The organism is Rheinheimera sp. NSM, assembly GCF_052380015.1.
GTDB lineage: Bacteria > Pseudomonadota > Gammaproteobacteria > Enterobacterales > Alteromonadaceae > Alishewanella.
This window is the reverse complement of record NZ_JBQTCI010000002.1, coordinates 592,593-613,587: the sequence shown is the minus strand read 5'-3', so window position 1 is coordinate 613,587 and position 20,995 is coordinate 592,593. Positions and strand designations below refer to the sequence as shown.

Sequence of the window (20,995 nt, the reverse complement as noted above, 5' to 3'; positions counted from 1 at the left end):
CGCAGGCCCTTTTTTATTGTTGTAGTGCTTATTTTACCTGCACAATCCTGCAGGTGTTAGATGCGCCTATGGTTTCCATCACGTCGCCGTGCGTCATAATGACCAAATCACCGCTTTTCAGCCCGGCTTTCAGCTTAATAGCATCTATTGCTGCATCGGCCAGGGATTGGCCAACTAAAGCTGTGCTGTCAAAAAACGCCGGATACACGCCGCGGTATAACGCCATCTTATTCAGTGTTTTGCTGTGGCGTGACAGCGCATAAATAGGCTGTGGTGAGGTAATACGTGACATCAGCTTGGCGGTATAACCGGACTCTGTCAGCGTAATAATGGCTTTAATGCCTTCCAGATGGTTAGCTGCATACATTGCCGATAAGGCGATGGTTTCGCTGATCTCGGTAAAGGTAACATCCATACGGTGTTTGGAGATTTGCACACTGGGGTGTTTCTCGGCACCGTCACATACCCGCGCCATAGCACGTACGGTTTCTGTCGGGTATTTACCGGCGGCCGTTTCGGCTGACAGCATCACGGCATCAGTGCCGTCGAGCACGGCGTTAGCTACGTCCATAACCTCAGCACGGGTTGGCATCGGGCTTTCAATCATGCTTTCCATCATCTGGGTCGCGGTGATCACCACGCGGTTTAACTGGCGTGAACGGGCAATAATGCGTTTTTGTTGACCAACCAATTCGGCATCGCCAATTTCTACGCCTAAATCACCACGGGCAACCATTACCGCATCTGAAGCGCGGATAATGTCATCTAGGGTTGCGTCATCTGCTACGGCTTCAGCGCGCTCAATCTTGGCCATAATGCGTGCGTCAGAGCCGGCAGCTTGTGCCAGCTCGCGGGCTAAACGTAAATCGTCACCACAGCGCGGGAATGACACTGCCAGAAAATCGACATCAATCTGCGCAGCGGTAATAATATCGCGTTTGTCTTTGTCGGTCAGGGCAGGGGCTGTTAAACCGCCGCCCTGGCGGTTAATGCCTTTGTTGTTGCTCAGCTTACCGCCTACCGTAACGGTAGTATAAACACGGGCGCCTTCTACGCGCTCAACACTCAGCTGAATGCGGCCATCGTCCAGCAACAGTAAATCGCCGGCTACCACGTCTTGCGGCAGTTGCTTATAGTCAATACCAACCTGGTGCTCATCACCTTCGCCTTTGGCCAGTTCGGCATCCAACACATAAGGTTGGCCTTCTTCTAACTGCACGGCACCGTTTTTAAAGGTTGAGACACGGATTTTCGGGCCTTGTAAATCGCCGAGTATAGCAACGTGGGCGCCGAGCTTTTCAGCAGCAGCGCGCACCATAGTGGCACGTTCGCGATGATCATCAGCACTGCCATGCGAGAAGTTTAACCGGAATACCGACGCGCCGGCCTGGATCAACTTTTCGATTGAAATTTGCGTGCTGGTGGCGGGGCCGAGGGTGGCTACAATTTTAGTTCTTCTGTGCATGGTGTTTTCCTGCTGATAACAAAGAGGGTGTCTTACATGCATTTAAGTGTAATGTAATTTTATTACAGAATACAGCAAGGCGGCGAAGAAAAATTACAGGTTGGTGCAGTTGCAACCACAACTGCACCAAAAGCTTAGTTATTGAAGTCTTTCTTATCAAAGCGCGAGCCACGCAGGCTGTCTTTCACTTTTTTCAGGTTTTCGCGAAACTTAGTGCCACGGCGCAGGGTAAAGCCGGTGGCCAGAATATCAATCAGTACCAGTTGTGCCACCCGTGACGCCATCGGCATATACATGTCGGTATCTTCCGGTACATCCAGCGACAGCACTAAGGTACATTCTTTTGCCAGCGGGCTGTCATAGGCGGTTACACCGATAACGGTAGCGTCATTTTCCCGCGCTATCGCAGCGATATCACACAGGTTCTTGGTGCGGCCCGTATGGCTGATACATACCACAACGTCACCTTCAGCACTGTTAATCGCGCTCATGCGTTGCATTACAATGTCGTCAAAACACACTACCGGAACATTAAAGCGGAAAAACTTATTTTGCGCATCGTGTGCCACTGATGCCGAAGCGCCAAGGCCGAAGAAGGAGATTTTCTTTGCTTGGGTAAGTACATCAACTGCGCGATTAATGGTATTAATATCAACACGTTGCCTTGCGGTATCCAGCGCCGCCATGGTGGATTCAAAAATCTTTGCTGTATAGGCTTCAGGGCCGTCTTCTTCTTCAACATGACGGTTTACATAAGGCGTGCCGTTGGCCAGGCTTTGTGCTAAATGCAGCTTAAAATCAGGAAAGCCCTTGGTATCCAGCCTGCGGCAGAAGCGGTTAACCGTGGGTTCGCTGACATCTGCCATTTTCGCCAGGGCCGCTATACTACTGTGAATAGTGGTTTGCGGGTTGGCCAGAATAACATCGGCAACTTTACGCTCCGATTTACTAAAACTGTTTACGCTATTGACGATTTTTTCCAGCACATTCATCCGGCAATTCCTGACTTATAATTAGGCCTGATACAACCTGTAACGCTTGGTGTTATACAACGGCTTTGTGGTCAAAATAGTATTAAATTTACCACAAAACGACAGATCCGTTGCTAAGGCTGCCTTATTATATAAGAATAGTCAAAACATTACGCGTTATGTAATTTAATTACAAGATATCTGGTTTACAACCCCGTTATGCTGCGCTAGTATGGCCAAAGTGTTGTAAAATTACATCTAAATCAAGGGTCAGTTATGACGACAACAGCACAAAATTCCGCCTGCGACTTAATTCTTTTTGGTACCAAAGGCGACCTGGCAAGGCGTAAGCTTTTGCCCGCCATGTATCAGTTAGAAAAAGCAGATTTACTCTGTCCGCAGTCACGTATTATTGGTGTTGCCCGCGATGAAATGAGCACCGAAGCCTATGTAGAGCTGGTGCTGACCAATCTGAACAAATTTTTAAAAGAACCGCTGGATAACGCTGTATGGCAGCGCCTGCAAAGCAAGCTGGTATATGTACAACTGGATTTAGCCAATGAGCAGGATTACCACAAGCTAACCGCTGTTGCCGACATCAACCAGCGCGTGCCGGTAAGTTATTTTGCCACGCCTCCATCGCTGTTCGGCGCCATCTGTAAAGGCCTGGCGGCTGCCGGGCTGGCACAGGAGCCTGCGAGGGTAGTGCTGGAAAAACCTATCGGCCATGACTTAGCCTCATCTAAGGTAATTAACGATCAGGTGGCCGAGTTCTTTAAAGAAAGCCAGATCTACCGGATTGACCACTATCTGGGTAAAGAAACGGTGCTTAACTTGTTAGCACTGCGCTTTGCTAACGCCATCTTTGCCGGTAACTGGGACCATAACTCGATTGACCATGTGCAGATCACTGTGGCTGAGGAAGTAGGCGTAGAAGGCCGTTGGAGCTACTACGACGATGCCGGCCAAATGCGTGATATGGTGCAAAACCACTTACTGCAGGTATTAACCTTAATTGCCATGGAACCGCCGGCCAGGCTGGATGCCGATAGCATCCGTGATGAAAAGTTAAAAGTGCTCAAAGCGCTGCGCCGTATTGATATCAGCAATATTCAGGAAAAAACCGTGCGTGGCCAATACGCCAGCGGTTTTGTTGCCGGTAAGGCAGCGCCGGGTTATCTGGAAGAAGAGGGGGCAAGGCCAAACAGCAAAACCGAAACCTTTGTGGCTATTAAGGTGGATATTGACAACTGGCGTTGGGCCGGGGTGCCGTTTTACCTGCGTACCGGTAAGCGTATGGCCGGTAAGCTCAGCGAAGTGGTGATTTGCTTTAAACCGCAACCGCACAATATTTTCCATGCTACTTATAACCAACTGCCGGCGAACAAGCTGATTATTCGTCTGCAACCGGATGAAGGCGTGGAAATTCAGGTACTGAATAAAATCCCTGGCCTGGGCGAACATATGCGCCTGCAGGAAAGCAAGCTGGACTTAAGTTTTGACGAAACCTTTAAATCGCAGCGTATTGCCGACGCTTACGAGCGTTTGCTGCTGGAAGCCATGTTGGGTAACCAATATTTGTTTGTGCGCCGCGATGAAGTTGAGCACGCCTGGAGCTGGGTTGACGGCATTCTGAACGCGTGGAAAACCAGCAACGAGCCGCCGAAAACTTATCAGGCCGGCAGTTGGGGCCCTGTTGCCGCGATTTCTATGCTGGCACGTGACGAGCGTAACTGGGAAGAATAAGCCATGATGCAACTGAACCAATTTACTGACACCGGCGCATTAAACGCAGAATTTGCCAAGCGCCTGGTGGCCATTTTACGACAGGCCATTAACGAGCGCGGTGCCGCTTATTTAGTGGTGTCCGGCGGTAAAACACCGCAGGCGTTATTTACTGCGTTAAGTCAGGTCGATTTAGCCTGGGATAAAGTTACGGTGTTGTTGGCAGATGACCGTTGGCTGGATGACACGCAAAACGATTCTAATGAACGGCTGGTAAAGGCAGTGTTATTACAACATAACGCTAAAGCAGCAAAGTTTATCAGCTTGTATGCCGATACGGCGTCAGCCTTTGATGGCGTAGCACAAGTACTGCCACGTATTGCCGGTTTACCCACTTTTGATGCCGTGATCCTCGGCATGGGTGAAGACGGCCATACCGCGTCGTTATTTCCCTGCAGCGAACAAATTCAAGCCGGGCTGGCAGCCGATGCTCCGGCTGTACTGGCAGTGCAGCCAGAAACCGCGCCCTATGAGCGCATATCATTAAGCCTGCCCAGATTATTAAACAGTCGGCATCTGTTTTTACATCTGGTAGGTGCCAATAAACTCGCGGTACTGAATAAAGCAATGGCCGGGCAAGATGTGCCTGCCATGCCAATCCGTGCCTTTTTACACCATCCTGTGGCGCATGTCGCAGTGATGTATACCGAACATCAGGGGTAAATCATGGATCCTGTGATTCAGAAAGTAACCGACAGAATTATCGCCCGCAGCCAACGCAGCCGCGACATCTATTTACAACGCTTAGAGCAGGCCAGGTTAAAAGGCCCGCATCGTGGCGTATTAAGCTGCGGCAATCTGGCGCACGGTTTTGCTGCCTGTAATCAACAGGATAAAGGCGATTTACGCAGCCTGACCAAAGCCAATATCGGCATAGTGTCGTCTTACAACGATATGCTGTCGGCGCATCAGCCATATGAGCATTACCCGGCCATTATTAAGCAAGCGGTGCAGGATGTCGGCAGCGTAGCGCAATTTGCCGGTGGTGTACCGGCAATGTGCGATGGCGTAACCCAGGGCCAACCCGGCATGGAGCTGAGCTTACTCAGCCGCGATATTATTGCCATGTCGGCAGCCGTTGGTTTGTCGCACAATATGTTTGATGGCGGCTTAATGCTGGGCATTTGCGATAAAATTGTACCCGGTTTATTTATGGCGGCTTTGAGCTTCGGCCATTTACCCTTTGTGTTTGTGCCGGCCGGGCCTATGCCATCGGGCATTCCGAACAAAGAAAAAGCGCGGGTGCGGCAGTTATATGCCGAGGGCAAAGTAGGCAAGGAAGAGCTGCTGGCGGCTGAGTCGGCGTCTTATCACTCTGCCGGTACCTGTACCTTCTACGGCACGGCTAACTCTAACCAGTTAGTGGTTGAAATTATGGGCCTGCATTTACCCGGCTCATCTTTTGTTAACCCGGGCACAGAGCTGCGTGATGAGCTGACCAAAGCGGCGGCGCGCCAGGTTACGCGTTTAACCGATTTAGGCACTGATTATCTGCCGATAGGTAAGTTGGTGGATGCCAAAGCCATTGTTAACGGCATTGTTGGTTTGCTGGCCACCGGCGGCTCAACCAACCACACCATGCATTTAATTGCCATGGCGCGTGCTGCCGGCTTTATTGTTAACTGGGACGATTTTGCTGAGTTATCGGCCGCCACACCGCTGCTAACGCGGATTTACCCGAATGGCCAGGCCGATATTAACCATTTCCAGCATGCCGGTGGTATGGCTCTGCTTATTCGCGAACTGCTGGATGCCGGCTTACTGCATGAAGACGTACAAACGGTCGCCGGGCCTGGCTTACGCCGCTACACCCAACAGCCGGTAATGCAGGATGGCAAACTGGTTTGGGTTGATGCTCCGCAAAGCTCATTGGACCCGGATGTATTGGCCACAGTGAAAAAACCCTTTAAAGACCATGGTGGCCTGGAAGTATTGTCCGGTAATGTTGGCCGTGGCGTAATTAAAACCTCGGCGCTGCGTGAAGGCACCGAAGTAGTAAAAGCGCCGGCAGTGGTATTTTCCAGCCAGCACGAATTAGACGCCGCCTTTAAAGCCGGTGAGCTGAATAAAGACTGCATTGTGGTGGTGCGTTTCCAGGGCCCTAAAGCCTGTGGTATGCCGGAGCTGCATAAATTAACACCACCGCTTGGCGTGTTGCAGGACCGGGGTTACAAAGTTGCGCTGGTAACCGACGGGCGTATGTCCGGTGCCTCAGGCAAAGTGCCGGCCGCTATTCATGTTACGCCGGAAGCGATAGACGGCGGCAATATCGCTAAGATAAAAACCGGCGATATGATGCTGGTAGACGGTAACACCGGCCGGCTGGAAGTGTTGTTGTCCGATGCTGAAATGGCAGCACGCGAAGTGGCTACGCTGGACATGGCCGGCAGCTATTATGGCATGGGACGCGAAATGTTTGGCGCGCTGCGCAGTCAGTTAACCGGAGCCGAGCAGGGTGCCTGCAGCTTGTTTACCACTGAGGAGCACCTGCATGGCTAAGTTGCCTACCCACGCTATTGTTGCCGATATCGGTGGCACCAACGCACGGTTCAGCCGGGTGAATTTGACCAGCTTAGCGCTGGATCAGATTGCAGTTTATCCCTGTGCAGAGTTTGCTACCCTGGCCGATGCATTGGCCCATTACCGCCAACAGCATCAGCTCACCGGTATTAAGCACGTGGCGATTGCTATTGCCTGTCCGGTCAATGGTGATGAGGTCAGCATGACCAATTTCCACTGGCATTTCTCCGTGCGTGCTATGCAACAACAACTGGACTTAGAGGCGCTGCAGGTCATTAATGACTTTACCGCCGTGGCCATGTGTTTACCGGCACTAAGCGCAACAGAAAAAGTGCAGTTAGGTAGCGGTGAAGCGCAACCGGGCCAGCCGATGGCGGTGTTAGGTGCCGGTACCGGTCTGGGTGTGGCGCATTTACTGCCGGTAAATGAGCAGTATATCCCGCTGCCCGGTGAAGGCGGCCATGTTGACTGGGCGGCGCAAAACGAACAGGAATGGTTTATTCAGCAAATGCTGGCCAAAGAGTACGGCCATGTATCGCCGGAGCGGTTGTTGTCCGGTCCCGGGCTTGAAGCCATTTATAAAGCCCTGGCGTTATATCGGCGCCAGGTTGTGGAGCCGCTGTCTGCAGCCGATATTGCGCAGCAAGCCTTAAGCGGCGAGTCGGCACTGGCCACGGCCACCGTGCAACAGTTTTTTGCTGCGCTGGGCAGTGTGGCAGGCAACTTAGCGCTGACATTAAGCACCTTTGGCGGCGTTTATGTTGCCGGCGGTATAGCGCCGAAATTATTACCTCTGGCTGGCCAAAGCGAGTTCAGAGCACGTTTTGAAGCAAAAGGCCGGTTTAGCGCATTTAATCGCCGGATCGCCACCTATGTCGTTACTGCAGAGCAGCCCGGGTTAGTGGGCGCGGCAGTTTACCTGAAACAATTTTTGGCGAGTAATTAATATGGCATTTGAAAATTGGCAGTTGCAACCAGATACCCTGTTTGCGCAAGGTCCGGTCGTTCCGGTGATTGTTATCAAAGACCTCGCGGACGCAGTGCCGATGGCTAAAGCGCTACTGGCCGGCGGCATTAAGGTGCTGGAAGTAACCCTGCGCACCCCGGTGGCATTGGATGCCATCCGCTTACTGGCGCAGGAAGTGCCTGATGCCATTGTTGGTGCAGGCACCGTTACTACGGCAGCACAGTTACAACAGGTTGTCGAGGCCGGCGCTAAGTTTGCTATCAGCCCGGGCTTAACCCGTGAGCTGCTGCAAGCCGGTAAAGATGCGGCTATTCCGCTGATCCCGGGTATCGCCAGCATTTCCGAGCTGATGGAAGGCACAGGGCTGGGTTATACCCACTTTAAATTCTTCCCGGCAGAAGCTGCCGGTGGTGTTAAGACATTAAAGTCGATCCACGGTCCTTTTGCCGATATCCGCTTTTGCCCCACCGGCGGCATAAACGAGAGCAACTTTCGCGATTACCTGGCATTACCCAACGTAAAATGCGTCGGTGGCTCCTGGATAGTGCCGGATGAGGCGGTAGCGGCAAAAGATTGGGCAAAGATCACCCAATTATGCCAAACGGCGGTGGCGCAAGCCAAAGGCTGAGCTTAATGTCAGCTGCCATTTAACAAACGCCCGGTATTTACCGGGCGTTTGTTTTGAAATTCGTGCTGAAAACGCGTATAGTAGCGCACTTTTTACCCTTAGCTGTCTTAGCTTGCCCGTATTAACCTGGTCTGGAACACACTGTGATATCAACTGCTAACATTACAATGCAATTTGGCGCTAAGCCGCTGTTTGAAAATATTTCGATTAAATTCGGCGAAGGTAATCGCTATGGTTTAATCGGCGCCAACGGCTGCGGTAAATCGACGTTTATGAAGATTTTAAGCCGCGAATTGGAGCCAAGCGCAGGTCATGTGTTTGTAGAACCGAATCATCGCGTGGCTAAGCTGAACCAGGATCAATTCGCCTTTGAGCAGTACTCAGTAATCGACACTGTGATTATGGGCCATGGTGAATTGTGGGCGGTAAAAGAAGAGCGCGACCGGATCTACGCCAGCAGCGAAATGAGCGAAGAAGACGGCATGAAAGTGGCCGATCTGGAAGTTGCTTTTGGTGAGATGGACGGTTATACCGCAGAGTCGCGTGCCGGTGAGTTACTGATTGGTGTTGGTATTCCGGTAGAGCAGCATTTTGGCCTGATGTCGGCCATAGCACCGGGCTTTAAGCTGCGGGTATTGCTGGCGCAGGTATTGTTTGCAGACCCGGAAATTATGCTGTTGGACGAACCGACCAACAACCTGGATATTAATACCATTCGTTGGTTAGAAAACGTGTTGGCCGAGCGCAACAGCACTATGGTAATTATTTCGCACGACCGTCACTTCTTAAACAGCGTCTGTACCCACATGGCGGATTTGGACTACGGCGAGCTGCGCCTGTATCCGGGTAACTATGACGAATATATGTTTGCCGCCACTCAGGCCCGCGAGCGTTTGTTATCAGATAATGCCAAGAAAAAAGCGCAAATAGCCGAGTTGCAAACCTTCGTCAGCCGTTTCTCGGCTAATGCGTCTAAAGCCAAGCAGGCCACGTCGCGCGCCAAGCAAATCGATAAAATTCAGCTGGATGAGGTGAAAGCCTCCAGCCGCGTAAGTCCGTTTATCCGCTTTGAGCAGCAAAAGCAGTTATACCGTTTAGCGCTGGAAGTAGAAGGCCTGAGCAAAAGCTTTGGCGAGCTTAAGCTGCTGAAAAACCTTGGCCTTACTATTGAAGTAGGTGAAAAGGTGGCTATTTTGGGTGCTAACGGTATAGGTAAGACTACCTTGCTGAAATGTTTGGTAGGCGATTTAACGCCGGAATCGGGCAGCGTTAAGTGGTCGGAAAACGCCAAAATCGGCTACTACGCTCAGGATCATGCGCATGAGTTCAGCGAAGCCATGACGTTGTTTGACTGGATGACACAGTGGAAACAGCCGTCTGATGACGAACAGGCTATCCGCGGCATCTTAGGCCGTTTGTTGTTCTCCCAGGACGATATTAAAAAGTCGGTAAAGGTGTTATCCGGTGGTGAGAAAGGCCGCATGATGTTTGGTAAGTTAATGCTGCAACGGCCAAATATTCTGGTAATGGACGAGCCAACCAACCATTTGGATATGGAATCTATCGAAGCGTTAAACCTGGCACTGGAACATTACAAAGGCACCTTGCTGTTTGTCAGCCATGACCGCGAATTTGTATCGTCACTGGCCAGCCGTATCATTGAAATTACCGATAAAGATATGCGTAATTTCGTTGGCAGCTACGAAGAATACCTCGCCGCCCAATTGGCAAATTAATTGGCTTGATTAATCCACAGCGCCGGTCAGTAATGACCGGCGTTTTTGTTTAAACACTTGATTTTTCCTGCTTTGCCCCAATAACTACTGCAGCTGTTTCATTCACCTATGGTTAGGCCGGAGTGTCTTTTTACCGCTGTCATTTTATGCTGTCGGTTTTATGCTATGTTGGTGCCAACGCCATACTCAATCAGAGGATCTGCTATGAAAATCAATATTGGTATTAATGAAGAACAACGTAAAGCCATTGCTGAAGGTTTATCTGTGTTACTGGCTGACAGTTATACGCTGTATTTGAAAACGCATAATTATCACTGGAACGTTACCGGGCCAATGTTTCAAACCCTGCATACCTTGTTTGAAACCCAGTATAATGAGCTGGCATTAGCGGTAGATGATATTGCCGAACGTATTCGCGCTCTGGGTGAATTTGCGCCCGGTTCATACAAAGAGTACGCCAAACTGACCAGCATTAAAGAAGCCGACGGTATACCGTCTGCAGAAGAGATGATTAAAGATCTGGTGAAAGGCCAGGAAGCGATCGCCAAAACGGCACGTTCTATCGTGCCGGTAGCGGACCAAGCGGCGGATGAAGTTACGCTGGATTTATTAACTCAGCGCATGACAGTGCATGAAAAAACCGCCTGGATGTTGCGCAGTTTGGTAGCTTAACTAGATTAGCGCGCGGGCCCGGTACGCTGGGCCGCATCGCGCCTCATTGCAGCAAACCTGTAAAACCGGCATTTTGACAAAAAACACTAAGTTTTTCCCGCTAAAGCTTGTAAAATCGCGCCAACCAGCAACACTTATAGCAGACACGCTTTGTCAGCAGCGTTCTGCTGCGGGAGACTCAATTCAATGCAAGCCTTGCAATATGCACAAAATGTTGCAGACCTTTTCGCTTTGCCGGAAGGCTATTTACGTGTCAAACAGCTGATGGATTCAGATACTGCCAGTCTGGATGAAGTGGCAGAAGTCATATTATTAGATCCGGTGCTGACATCAAAGCTGTTAAAACTGGCCAACAGTGCCATTTATAATCTGCCGTATCAGGTTGAAAGTGTCAGCAAAGCCCTGTTGGTACTAGGTAAAACCCAGGTGTATAACCTGGTGCTTAGTATTGGTATCGCGTCTGCCTGCAGTAAGGTAGATACCTCCGCCATTGATCTGGAACGGTTCTGGGAGCAAAGCGTCAATGCGGCTTTAATAGCACGGTTTTTGGCGCAAAGCTGTGGCTTAAAACCATCAGATCGGTTTTATGTTGCCGGCTTACTACACAATATCGGCGAAATGGTGGTGTTGCATTACGAAGCGCAACAAGCCAATCAGTGTCAAAACTACACCTCTGACGAGCTGCCGTGGCAGTTACAGCAACGGGTATTGGGTTTTACTTATGCCCAATGTGGTGCTGAGCTGCTGCATTTGTGGCAATTACCCGACAGCATCGTTGAACCGGTGGCGCTGCAACACAGCAATAATTTTAATCAGAAAAACAAAGCGCAATTAATTTTACATCTGGCTGCAAGGCTGGCGCTGGCTAACCAGCATCCGGAAATGTATTCCACCAGGCAACTGGTCGATCCATTCGTTTTAGAGTTGCTGGAATTAAGCCAGCCTGACATTATCCGTGCTATCGATTTCTGCAACACCGAAGGCTTATTTATTCTGTCTGTTTTAAATCCACGCATCAGTACTATCTATTAATTTTTCTATCAGTTCCGGTCGCGTATAAACGCATCTGGTTGATTATTTGGAATATTCGTCCCATGAGCAGTCCTGTAAAAAAAACACCCTTGTATACCGCCTACGCCGGTTCGGCCCTGTTAGAAACGCCGCTGCTAAATAAGGGCAGCGCCTTTACCGCTGACGAGCGCTTGGCATTTAATTTAGCCGGGTTGTTGCCGCCACGCTACGAGACTATAGAAGAGCAGGTAAGCCGGGCTTACATGCAGTACAAAAGCTTTGATACAGCGATTAATAAGCATATTTACCTGCGCGCTATTCAGGACAACAACGAAACCTTGTTTTACCGCTTACTGCAGCAGCATTTGGAAGAGATGATCCCGATTATCTATACCCCGACGGTAGGCGATGCCTGCGAGCAGTTTTCTGATATTTACCGTAGTGCCCGCGGTTTGTTTATCAGCTATCAGGACCGGCATCAGTTAGACGATGTGCTGCGTAACGCCACCAAGCGTAAAGTAAAGGTAATAGTGGTTACCGATGGTGAGCGCGTGCTGGGCCTGGGCGATCAGGGTATTGGCGGCATGGGTATTTCTATCGGTAAGCTGTCGCTTTACACCGCGTGCGGCGGTATCAGCCCGGCCTATACCTTGCCGGTGATGCTGGATGTGGGTACCAACAATGAAAAACTGTTAAACGACCCTATGTATATGGGGCTGCGACAAAAGCGCGTAAACCAGGCTGAATATGATGAGTTTGTCGACTTATTTATCAAGGCCGTTAAACGCCGCTGGCCGGAAGCTATTATTCAGTTTGAAGATTTTGCCCAGCCCAATGCGATGCCGTTGCTGCAGCGTTACCGCGACCAGGTATGTTGTTTTAACGATGATATTCAGGGCACTGCTGCGGTAACTGTCGGCACTTTACTGGCAGCGTGTCGCAGTAAAAACACGCGGTTATCGGAGCAAAAAGTGGTATTTGTCGGCGCCGGCTCTGCCGGTTGCGGTATCGCTGAGCAGGTGATCAGCCAAATGGTGGCAGAGGGCATTAGTGAAGCGCAGGCGCGTGCTCAGGTGTTTATGGTTGACCGCTTTGGCTTACTTACCGATACCACGCCCGGGTTACGCGATTTCCAACAAGCTCTGACACAGTCTTCAGCCGCTATTGCCCTGTGGAGCTACAGCAGCGAGTTTCCAAGTTTACTGGATGTGATGAACTGCGCCCAGCCGGGTATTTTAATTGGCGTGTCCGGCCAGGCCGGTTTGTTTACCGAAGCAGTAGTGCGGGCGATGAAAAAAGGTTGCGCTACGCCGGTTATTTTTCCACTTAGCAATCCGTCACGCCAGGTTGAAGCCACGCCGGAGCAGGTCATAAGCTGGACTGACGGCGATGTGATCATTGCCACCGGCAGCCCTTTCGCCCCGGTAGAGTTTAACGGCAAACGCTACGCCATTGCACAGTGTAATAACAGCTATATTTTTCCGGGCGTTGGTTTGGGGGTTATTGCCTGTAAAGCGCGGCTTATCAGCGACGAAATGCTGCGTGAGGCCAGTAAAACCCTGGCTGCGGCATCACCCAAAGCCAATACCGGAGAAGGCGGTTTATTACCGGCTTTTACTGAATTGGCGGCATTAAGCAAACTTATAGCCTTTAATGTGGCTAAAGTTGCTATGCAACAAGGCCTGGCATTAGAGCTGGATGATGCGCAACTGCAGCAGAAAATTGACGACAATTTTTGGGTACCGCAGTACCGGCAATATAAACGGATCAGTGCCTGAGTTTAGATCTGCTTACAATTTGTTTTAGACTAATACCTTGCTTGCGGGTAGGCTGTATTTTGGTAATAACCAAAATAATAAGGACCCCAGAGCATGTATAAATCTTTAATAGCCATGGCCGTAGCCGGCGTTCTTGCCGGCTGCAACCCGGCACCTGACACCTCTTCAACTACATCAACTACAGCCGCTAACGCAACCACAGAACAAACTCAGCAATCTGAAACCGAGCGGCTTAACCAATGGTTTGAAGTTAAGTACGAAGAGCAACTGCAACAAAGCCCGCTGCAAATGACCTTCCGCGGCCGTAAAGATAAGTATGATCAGGTTGATGACGTCTCGCTGGCCGCTGAAGATCAACAATTAGCGTGGCAGGCAGCCACGGTAGATGAGTTAAAAGCGCAGTTTGATTACAATAAACTGGATGTTGAAGCGCAAACCTCTTATGACGTCTGGGTGTACCAATACGAACAAGCCAAAGAGGGGGTAGCTTTTCGTAAGAACAGTTATATCTTTACCCAAATGCAGGGCATTCATGCCATGCTGCCGCAAATTATGATCAACTTCCACAAAGTTGACACAGCTGAGGATATGCAGGCCTATGTTAAACGTATCGAAGGTATCAGCCGCGCGATAACGCAGTTGCTGCAGCGGGCACAAGCCAATGCAGAGCACGATGTGCGGCCGCCGCGCTTTGCCTATGATGGTGTGCTGCAACAAATTAATAATCTGATCACGGGGGCGCCTTTTACTGAAGCAGAGCAGGATATTCCGCTGTGGAGCGATGCCAAAGGTAAAATTGATGCCTTGGTTAAAGCAGATAAATTAACCGATGAGCAGGCAAAACAGTTAGAAACAGACACTAAAACCGCATTGCAAAGCCACTTTTTGCCAGCATACAACGCGTTAAAACAATGGCTGGAGCAGGACATCAGCAACACCGATGAAATTGCCACCGGCGTGGCTAAACAAAAAGACGGTATAGCTTATTACAACTATGCGTTGAAATCGTCAACCACAACCGATTTAACTGCAGAGCAAATCCACCAAATTGGTCTGGATGAGGTTGAGCGTTTAACCAAAGAGATGATCGCCATTAAAGAACAGGTTGGCTTTAACGGTGATTTAGCCGCCTTCTTTAAATTTATTAAAGATGATGATCAATTCTATTATCCGGAAACCGACGAAGGCCGTGAAGGCTATCTGGAGGACTCACGCCAGTACCTGGCCTTTATTAACGAGCAACTGCCGAAGTATTTCGGTATTTTGCCCAAGGCCGATTTGATCGTAAAACGGGTAGAGCCGTTTCGTGAACAACCCGGCGCAGCGCAGCATTACTTCCCGGGCACGCCGGACGGTGCGCGGCCGGGTATTTACTACGCGCATTTATCCGATATGCGCTCAATGCCGAAAAATGAGATGGAAGCTATTGCTTATCACGAAGGCAACCCCGGTCACCATATGCAAATTTCTATTGCACAGGAGCTGACCACAGTACCGACTTTCCGCACTCAGGCCGGCTTTACCGCTTATTCAGAGGGCTGGGCACTGTATTCTGAGCTGTTGGCCAAAGAAATGGGCGCTTATCAGAACCCGTATTCAGACTTTGGCCGCTTGATCACCGAAATGTGGCGCGCGGTGCGGCTGGTGGTAGATACCGGGCTGCACAGCAAAGGCTGGAACGAGCAGCAGGCGATAGATTACTTTATGGAAAAAACACCGATTGCCCAGGGCGCGGTTGTTTCTGAAGTACGTCGTTATATCGTTTGGCCCGGCCAGGCCACGGCATACAAAATCGGTATGATTAAAATTCAGCAACTGCGCAGCAAAGCACAGGCTGAGCTTGGCGATAAGTTTGATATCCGCGCCTTTCACGATACTGTGCTTGGCGGCGGTGCTTTGCCACTGAGCGTATTGGAGAAACGGGTGAATAACTGGATTAACACCGTCAAAGCCGGCAAGTAAAACCGGCCACGTTATTATCTGCCCCGAACACAGGCCGCAATAGCGGCCTGTTTTTTGCCTGTTGTTAAGTGCCGGTATCACTTGACAGGAGAGCTTATGAAAGTTGAATCATTCAGAGAGTTATTAGACTGGACATCCGGTTACCACCGGCATTTATCTAACTGTCTTGCCCACTGTGCCCGGCATCAGCCGGACGATCGCTGTCAGATGTTACTGAATTACCTGTCTGACAAAGAAATGCAACTATCTACAGAGGTGTTCGGTTTCCGGCAAATTGGTGAGGACAAGGCGTTAAACACCTGGTGTACCGAGCATTTAGACCGGCACCCGCTACTGGTGGGCGCGGCCTGTGATGATGCCTTTGCGTCTATGAGTACCGCCGAAATTATTACCGAAGTGGAAAACCAGCATCAGAAAATTATCTTGCTGTATCAGAATTTGTATGACCGCTCTCATCCGCCCAAAATGCAGGAGCTGCTGGCAGAGGTGCGCGATTTGGAACAACAGGCTGCCCGGCAAATGGTGCAGGGAGCAAACAGGTTGGAAGACATTTAATCACGCGCAGCAAGCGTCGGGTAAACTTTACACTCCGCCGTGTAATATTGCGTGTCTGTCAGCGGCATATTTGCCGCCAGGGTGAGTTGTTGGCAGAAGCTGGCGTACTTAAAGGGCGCAAAGTTACTTCATATAACAGTATTAAGACTGATTTGAAAAACGCCGGCGCCATTTGGATGGACGAGCAGGTAGTAGTAGACAATGGCCTGGTAACCAGCCGGACTCCTGATGATTTAGATGCGTTTAACAAAAAGCTGGTGGAAGAAATTCGTGAAGGACGGCATACCGCCTGAAACCCTATTGATTCAACCCATACCTTTAAACGGATGGCCGGGGATCTGGCTTAGTAACAGCATTACTGGCAAACAAGCAAGGATGCTGTCAAACTGCAAAGCGATTGCACCAGACGCTGAACTGAAGCATAAAATCTCAGGTATCAAAAGGAGTGGGTTATAAGTACGCTACATAATGCGGCGATACCGGGTGTTAACGATTTGTGGTTTTTGCCACTTGGCGGTACCGGTGAAATAGGCATGAACCTGAATTTGTACGGTCATGCCGGCCACTGGCTGATGGTTGATTGCGGAGTCACCTTTAACAGCCCGCTGGCACCGCAGCGTAATGAGCAACAACCGGCCGGCGGGCAAGCTGAAGTACTGGCTGCTGATCCGGCGTTTATCAGCGCACAACAACAAAATTTGTGTGGCATTGTCATTACGCATGCACATGAAGATCATATCGGCGCCTTGCCACAGCTGTGGCAGCGTTTTAATTGTCCGGTGTACACCACGCCGTTTAGTGCAGAAATATTACGGCGTAAACTGGCCGGCAGCGCGCTGTTGGGAAAAATGCCGATTATTGAGGTGCAAAGCGGCGCTACGCTGAATGTGGGCCCGTTTTGCCTGCACTGGCTGGCGATTACCCATTCTATACCCGAGCCGCATGCACTGCTGATTAAAACGGCTGCCGGCACGGTATTTCATACCGCAGACTGGAAAATGGATGCCGGCCCCATTACCGGACGGGCTTTTAAGCAGGCCGTGTTTAAACGTTTGGCGCAGCAAAACATTACTGCCATGGTATGTGACTCCACCAACGCGCTGCGCGAAGGCTTTTCAGTGTCGGAATCAGACTGTGCAGTAGCGCTGCATCAGGTGATTAAAGCCGCAACCGGCAGGGTGGTGGTAACCGGCTTTAGCTCCAATGTTGGCCGGCTTATTTCACTGGCACGTATTGCGGCAAAAACCGGCCGTTACCTGGCACTGCTTGGCCGGTCGCTGAATAATATGGTCGGCGCAGCCCGGGCTACCGGCTATTGGCCGGACGAATTAACGCTGGCAGATGCCGGCCATATCGGTTATCTGCCAAAAGAAGAAGTGCTGGTTATTGCCACCGGCTCCCAAGGCGAACCACGGGCCGCGCTTAGCCGCCTTGCCGATGATAATCATCCGTTATTGCTGCTGGATCAGGGCGATTTGGTCATTTTCAGCTCTATTATTATTCCCGGCAATGAAATGCTGATCAGCCGGCTGGTGGAAAAGTTTAACGCCCGCAATATTCAAACTTTGCAAAGCCACAATACCACGCTGCCGATCCATGTGTCCGGTCATCCGAATCGCGGCGAGCTGGATCTGCTTTATCGTTGGGTGCAGCCGCAAATAGCAGTACCGGTGCACGGCGAAGCTGCGCACTTGGCGGCCAACGCCGGCGTGGCCAAAGCCGCCGGTGTACCGCAGCAGCTTACCGGTTTAAACGGTGATTTATTTGTGCTGGCACCGACACCGCGTTTGTGGCCCGGTTTTGCCAAAACAGGCCGCATTGCCTTAGCATAAACAGCAACATTTCAACGAAACACACAAACAACAGAGAGCAAAATGACATTAAAAAGTTTGTCTGGCCTGATATACAGCCTGCTTTTAGCCAGCCCGGTGCTGGCAGAACAACCTGCATTACCGCTGTGGGAAGCCGGTTTAATAGGCATTAATGTAAACCAGTTGGCGTACCCGGGCTCAGATCAGCTGGTACGGCGCAATTTTATATTGCCGTATCTGGTGTACCGCGGCGATATAGTGCGCGCCGATCGCGAGAATGTTGGTTTACGTGCCTTTAAAACCGCTACTGTAGAGCTGGATGTTGGTTTTGCCGGTTCTTTGGGCTCATCAGATGCTGATATTACCGTGCGGGAAGGTATGAGAGATTTAGGCACCCTGGTAGAAGCCGGCCCGCGCTTGCGCTGGACCTTAAGCGACGATGTATTGGGCGCGCGGCTAAGGGCTGATTTTCCGCTGCGCGCAGTGTTTGATTTAAGTAACAGCCTGGATTATCGCGGTGTCAGCTTTGAACCCGGCTTGTATGCTGATATTACAACCGCCGCCAATACCTTTTATGCGCTTGGCGTCAGCGCGCTGTTTGGCAGTGAAAAACTCAGCGATTATTTTTATCAGGTCTCCGCCGCCGATGTAACTGCACAGCGGCCGTTGTTTGATGCCCGGGCTGGTTTAATCGCTGTGCGCGGCTCGGTAAGTGCCGGCAAAAGGTTTACAGATAAATGGCGTGGCTTTGGTTTTGCCCGCTATGAATCGACCAGCGGCGCAAAAAATGCCGACAGCCCACTGCTGGTGCAAACCGGTGGCTGGTCGTTTGGCGTGGGTATTACCTATATTTGGGCAGAGTCGGCGCAAAAAGTCGCCTGGTAACAAGGCATAAAAGCGGCGGGGCTTGCTTTGCCGTAACAAGCCAGCCGCCGTCTTTGTAGATGATCAGAGTTTAAACGGGGCAAAATCGTCGCTGCTGTGACGTTCAGGCAATTGCGGGCCGTCGCCCCAATTGCGGTTAACAATATAACCGCGCTTCACAGCAGGGCGCTGATCAATTTGTTTGGCCCAGCGCATCAGGTGGGTATAGCTTTGCGTATCTAAAAACTCGGCAGCATCGTAGGCACGGTTTAGTGCTATACCGCCATACCAGGGCCAGATCGCCATATCGGCAATGCTGTACTCGTCGCCGGCAACAAACTCATGTTTTGCCAATTGCTTATCCAGTACGTCGAGCTGTCGCTTGGTTTCCATGGCATAGCGGTTTATCGGGTATTCAAACTTTTCCGGTGCATAAGCATAAAAATGGCCAAAGCCACCGCCGACAAAGGGCGCGCTGCCCATTTGCCAAAACAGCCAGTTTAACACTTCGCTGCGTTTGGCAGCGTCTTTGGGCAAAAAGGCGCCGAACTTTTCTGCCAGGTACAACAATATAGAGCCGGACTCAAATACCCGGTTGCCGTTGCTGGTATCAAGCAAGGCCGGAATTTTGGAATTGGGGTTTAGCTCAACAAAACCGCTGCCAAATTGGTCGCCGTCTTTAATGCTGATAAGCCAGGCGTCATATTCAGCCGCGCTATGGCCTGCGGCCAGCAACTCTTCGAGCATAATGCTGACTTTAACGCCATTGGGCGTGGCCAGTGAATACAGCTGCAACGGATGTTTGCCTTTGGGCAACACTTTATCGTGGGTGGCGCCGGAGATCGGGCGGTTAATGCTGGCAAACTGGCCGCCATTTGCGGCGTCCCACTGCCAGACTTTTGGTGGGTTATAGCTTTGATTCATAATGATTCCTTATGCTGTGCGGATATAGTCAGCTACTGTACGATTGGCGTGCGATAAATATAAACTACACAGGATATAGTTGCGCAGGTACAACATCACAAGGGGCTGACAAACAACATGTATATCACTTTGTTCTACCTGATAACCCAAGCGGCTAACCAGTATGCAGCTTAAATGGCTTAACTCGCTGATACAGGTAACGCCACAGCAGTGGGACGCGTTGTTTTGTAATGATGATAAAAACGCAGACAATCCGTTTTGCCGCCATGCCTTTTTACTGGCGCTGGAGCAGGGCGGCAGTGTCGGTGCCGGTGGCGCTAAGCATCACAGCGGCTGGTACAGCCAGCATCTTACGCTGTGGCAGGACGACGTGTTGCTGGCCGCGGTACCGGGCTATATTAAAAGCCACTCATACGGTGAATACCTGTTCGACTGGCAAATTGCTGATGCGTACCGCCAGTATCAGCTGCCTTATTATCCGAAATGGATAGCGGCCATTCCTTTTACGCCGGTAACCGGGCCCAGGCTTGGCGTGCTGAGCAGCAACCTTACCGACAGCCTGTTGCCGCATATCTGCGCCGCACTAAAGCAGCGCCTTGGCGCGCAGGATTTCTGCAGTGTGCAGTGGCTGTATAACAGCGCGCAATTGCAGCAAAACCTGACCGGGCAAGGCTTTTTAGCCCGGCACGATGTGCAGTTTTTATGGCAAAACGCCGGCTACCGCCAGTTCGACGATTTTTTGCAGCAACTTGATGGCCGTAAGCGCAAGCAACTTCGTAAGGAGCGCAGCCGCACGGCGGGTTTTCGCATTAAAACCCTGCACGGCAACGAGCTTAGTGCTGCACATTGGCAGGCGGTTATCCGCTGCTACCAGGCGACCTATGTAAAGCGCTCCGGCCATCAGGGCTATATCAGCCCGCAAAGCTTTATGGCGTTGGCGGATACTATGCCTGGTAACATAGTGGTGTTTGCTGCTTTTGCCGGCGCATCTGAAGATGAGATGATCGCCGCCGCCCTGTGTTTTAAAAGTAGCGATACCTTATACGGCCGTTACTGGGGCGCACTTATTGATGCTGAGCATCTGCATTTTGAGCTGTGTTATTACCAGGGCATTGAATACTGCATCAGTCAGGGGCTGCGTTACTTTGATGCCGGCGCCCAGGGCGAGCATAAACTTAAGCGCGGCTTTGAGCCGGTGCTGCGTTATGGCAGCTACCTGTTTGCCGATACGCCGTTAAGCAGTGCGATAACGGCGTATTTTCAGCAGGAAACTGCACATCTGCAAGCGTACCGTACGGCGGCGATGCAGGCTTTGCCGTACAAAAAAATATAATAGTCAGTGCGCT

Annotated in this window: 18 protein-coding genes; 15 read left to right on the top strand and 3 right to left on the bottom strand. The window is 50.8% G+C overall.

Annotated features, from left to right (window positions below; translation table 11 throughout):
- Positions 1 to 28 precede the first annotated feature (28 nt).
- Together pyk and ACTZWV_RS08580 are read right to left on the bottom strand one after the other, a co-directional pair.
- A complete protein-coding gene (gene pyk, locus ACTZWV_RS08585; RefSeq protein ID WP_444786149.1) occupies positions 29 to 1,465 on the bottom strand; it encodes a pyruvate kinase in 1,437 nt (478 codons plus the stop codon).
- A gap of 134 nt (positions 1,466 to 1,599) precedes the next feature.
- On the bottom strand, positions 1,600 to 2,457 hold the full coding sequence (locus ACTZWV_RS08580) for a MurR/RpiR family transcriptional regulator (protein ID WP_173501355.1): 858 nt from the start codon (positions 2,455 to 2,457) through the stop codon (positions 1,600 to 1,602).
- Between the two features lie 255 nt (positions 2,458 to 2,712).
- Here ACTZWV_RS08580 and zwf point away from each other — a divergent pair, with 255 nt between their 5' ends.
- From zwf to ACTZWV_RS08510, 14 genes are all read left to right on the top strand, one after another.
- Complete coding sequence (gene zwf / locus ACTZWV_RS08575; protein WP_444786148.1) at positions 2,713 to 4,182, top strand: glucose-6-phosphate dehydrogenase; 1,470 nt, start codon at positions 2,713 to 2,715, stop codon at positions 4,180 to 4,182.
- 3 nt (positions 4,183 to 4,185) lie between these two features.
- A complete protein-coding gene (pgl, locus tag ACTZWV_RS08570; protein WP_444786147.1) occupies positions 4,186 to 4,884 on the top strand; it encodes a 6-phosphogluconolactonase in 699 nt (232 codons plus the stop codon).
- Between the two features lie 3 nt (positions 4,885 to 4,887).
- A complete protein-coding gene (edd, locus tag ACTZWV_RS08565) occupies positions 4,888 to 6,720 on the top strand; it encodes a phosphogluconate dehydratase (protein WP_444786146.1) in 1,833 nt (610 codons plus the stop codon).
- Entirely contained in the window at positions 6,713 to 7,687 is a 975-nt protein-coding gene (locus ACTZWV_RS08560) for a glucokinase (RefSeq protein ID WP_444786145.1), read from the top strand. The genes edd and ACTZWV_RS08560 overlap by 8 nt, the downstream gene beginning before the upstream one ends.
- A gap of 1 nt (position 7,688) precedes the next feature.
- Positions 7,689 to 8,336 carry a bifunctional 4-hydroxy-2-oxoglutarate aldolase/2-dehydro-3-deoxy-phosphogluconate aldolase gene (locus ACTZWV_RS08555; protein WP_444786144.1) on the top strand — a complete coding sequence of 216 codons (648 nt, stop codon included), beginning with the start codon at positions 7,689 to 7,691 and terminating at the stop codon, positions 8,334 to 8,336.
- Positions 8,337 to 8,479: 143 nt separating this feature from the next.
- Positions 8,480 to 10,072, top strand: a complete 1,593-nt coding sequence (locus tag ACTZWV_RS08550) for an ABC-F family ATPase (RefSeq protein ID WP_444786143.1) — start codon at positions 8,480 to 8,482, stop codon at positions 10,070 to 10,072.
- A gap of 204 nt (positions 10,073 to 10,276) precedes the next feature.
- Positions 10,277 to 10,744: a Dps family protein gene (locus tag ACTZWV_RS08545; protein WP_444786142.1), complete on the top strand. Its 468-nt coding sequence runs from the start codon at positions 10,277 to 10,279 to the stop codon at positions 10,742 to 10,744.
- A 186-nt stretch (positions 10,745 to 10,930) separates the two neighbouring features.
- Complete coding sequence (locus ACTZWV_RS08540; protein WP_444786141.1) at positions 10,931 to 11,776, top strand: HDOD domain-containing protein; 846 nt, start codon at positions 10,931 to 10,933, stop codon at positions 11,774 to 11,776.
- A gap of 62 nt (positions 11,777 to 11,838) precedes the next feature.
- Entirely contained in the window at positions 11,839 to 13,533 is a 1,695-nt protein-coding gene (locus ACTZWV_RS08535) for an NAD-dependent malic enzyme (protein ID WP_444786140.1), read from the top strand.
- A 93-nt stretch (positions 13,534 to 13,626) separates the two neighbouring features.
- Positions 13,627 to 15,495 (top strand): DUF885 domain-containing protein, encoded by a 1,869-nt coding sequence (locus tag ACTZWV_RS08530; protein WP_444786139.1) that lies wholly within the window; start codon positions 13,627 to 13,629, stop codon positions 15,493 to 15,495.
- 96 nt (positions 15,496 to 15,591) lie between these two features.
- Positions 15,592 to 16,050, top strand: a complete 459-nt coding sequence (locus ACTZWV_RS08525) for a hypothetical protein (RefSeq protein ID WP_444786138.1) — start codon at positions 15,592 to 15,594, stop codon at positions 16,048 to 16,050.
- A 47-nt stretch (positions 16,051 to 16,097) separates the two neighbouring features.
- Positions 16,098 to 16,343: a DJ-1/PfpI family protein gene (locus ACTZWV_RS08520; protein ID WP_444786137.1), complete on the top strand. Its 246-nt coding sequence runs from the start codon at positions 16,098 to 16,100 to the stop codon at positions 16,341 to 16,343.
- A gap of 240 nt (positions 16,344 to 16,583) precedes the next feature.
- Entirely contained in the window at positions 16,584 to 17,882 is a 1,299-nt protein-coding gene (locus ACTZWV_RS08515; RefSeq protein ID WP_444786136.1) for a ribonuclease J, read from the top strand.
- Positions 17,883 to 17,924: 42 nt separating this feature from the next.
- Positions 17,925 to 18,746 (top strand): MipA/OmpV family protein, encoded by an 822-nt coding sequence (locus ACTZWV_RS08510; RefSeq protein WP_444786135.1) that lies wholly within the window; start codon positions 17,925 to 17,927, stop codon positions 18,744 to 18,746.
- Between the two features lie 63 nt (positions 18,747 to 18,809).
- Here the strand turns inward: ACTZWV_RS08510 and yghU are convergent, their stop codons facing one another.
- Positions 18,810 to 19,649: a glutathione-dependent disulfide-bond oxidoreductase gene (gene yghU, locus ACTZWV_RS08505; protein ID WP_444786134.1), complete on the bottom strand. Its 840-nt coding sequence runs from the start codon at positions 19,647 to 19,649 to the stop codon at positions 18,810 to 18,812.
- A 163-nt stretch (positions 19,650 to 19,812) separates the two neighbouring features.
- Here yghU and ACTZWV_RS08500 point away from each other — a divergent pair, with 163 nt between their 5' ends.
- Positions 19,813 to 20,982 carry a GNAT family N-acetyltransferase gene (locus ACTZWV_RS08500; RefSeq protein ID WP_444786133.1) on the top strand — a complete coding sequence of 390 codons (1,170 nt, stop codon included), beginning with the start codon at positions 19,813 to 19,815 and terminating at the stop codon, positions 20,980 to 20,982.
- The last annotated feature ends 13 nt before the right edge of the window (positions 20,983 to 20,995 follow it).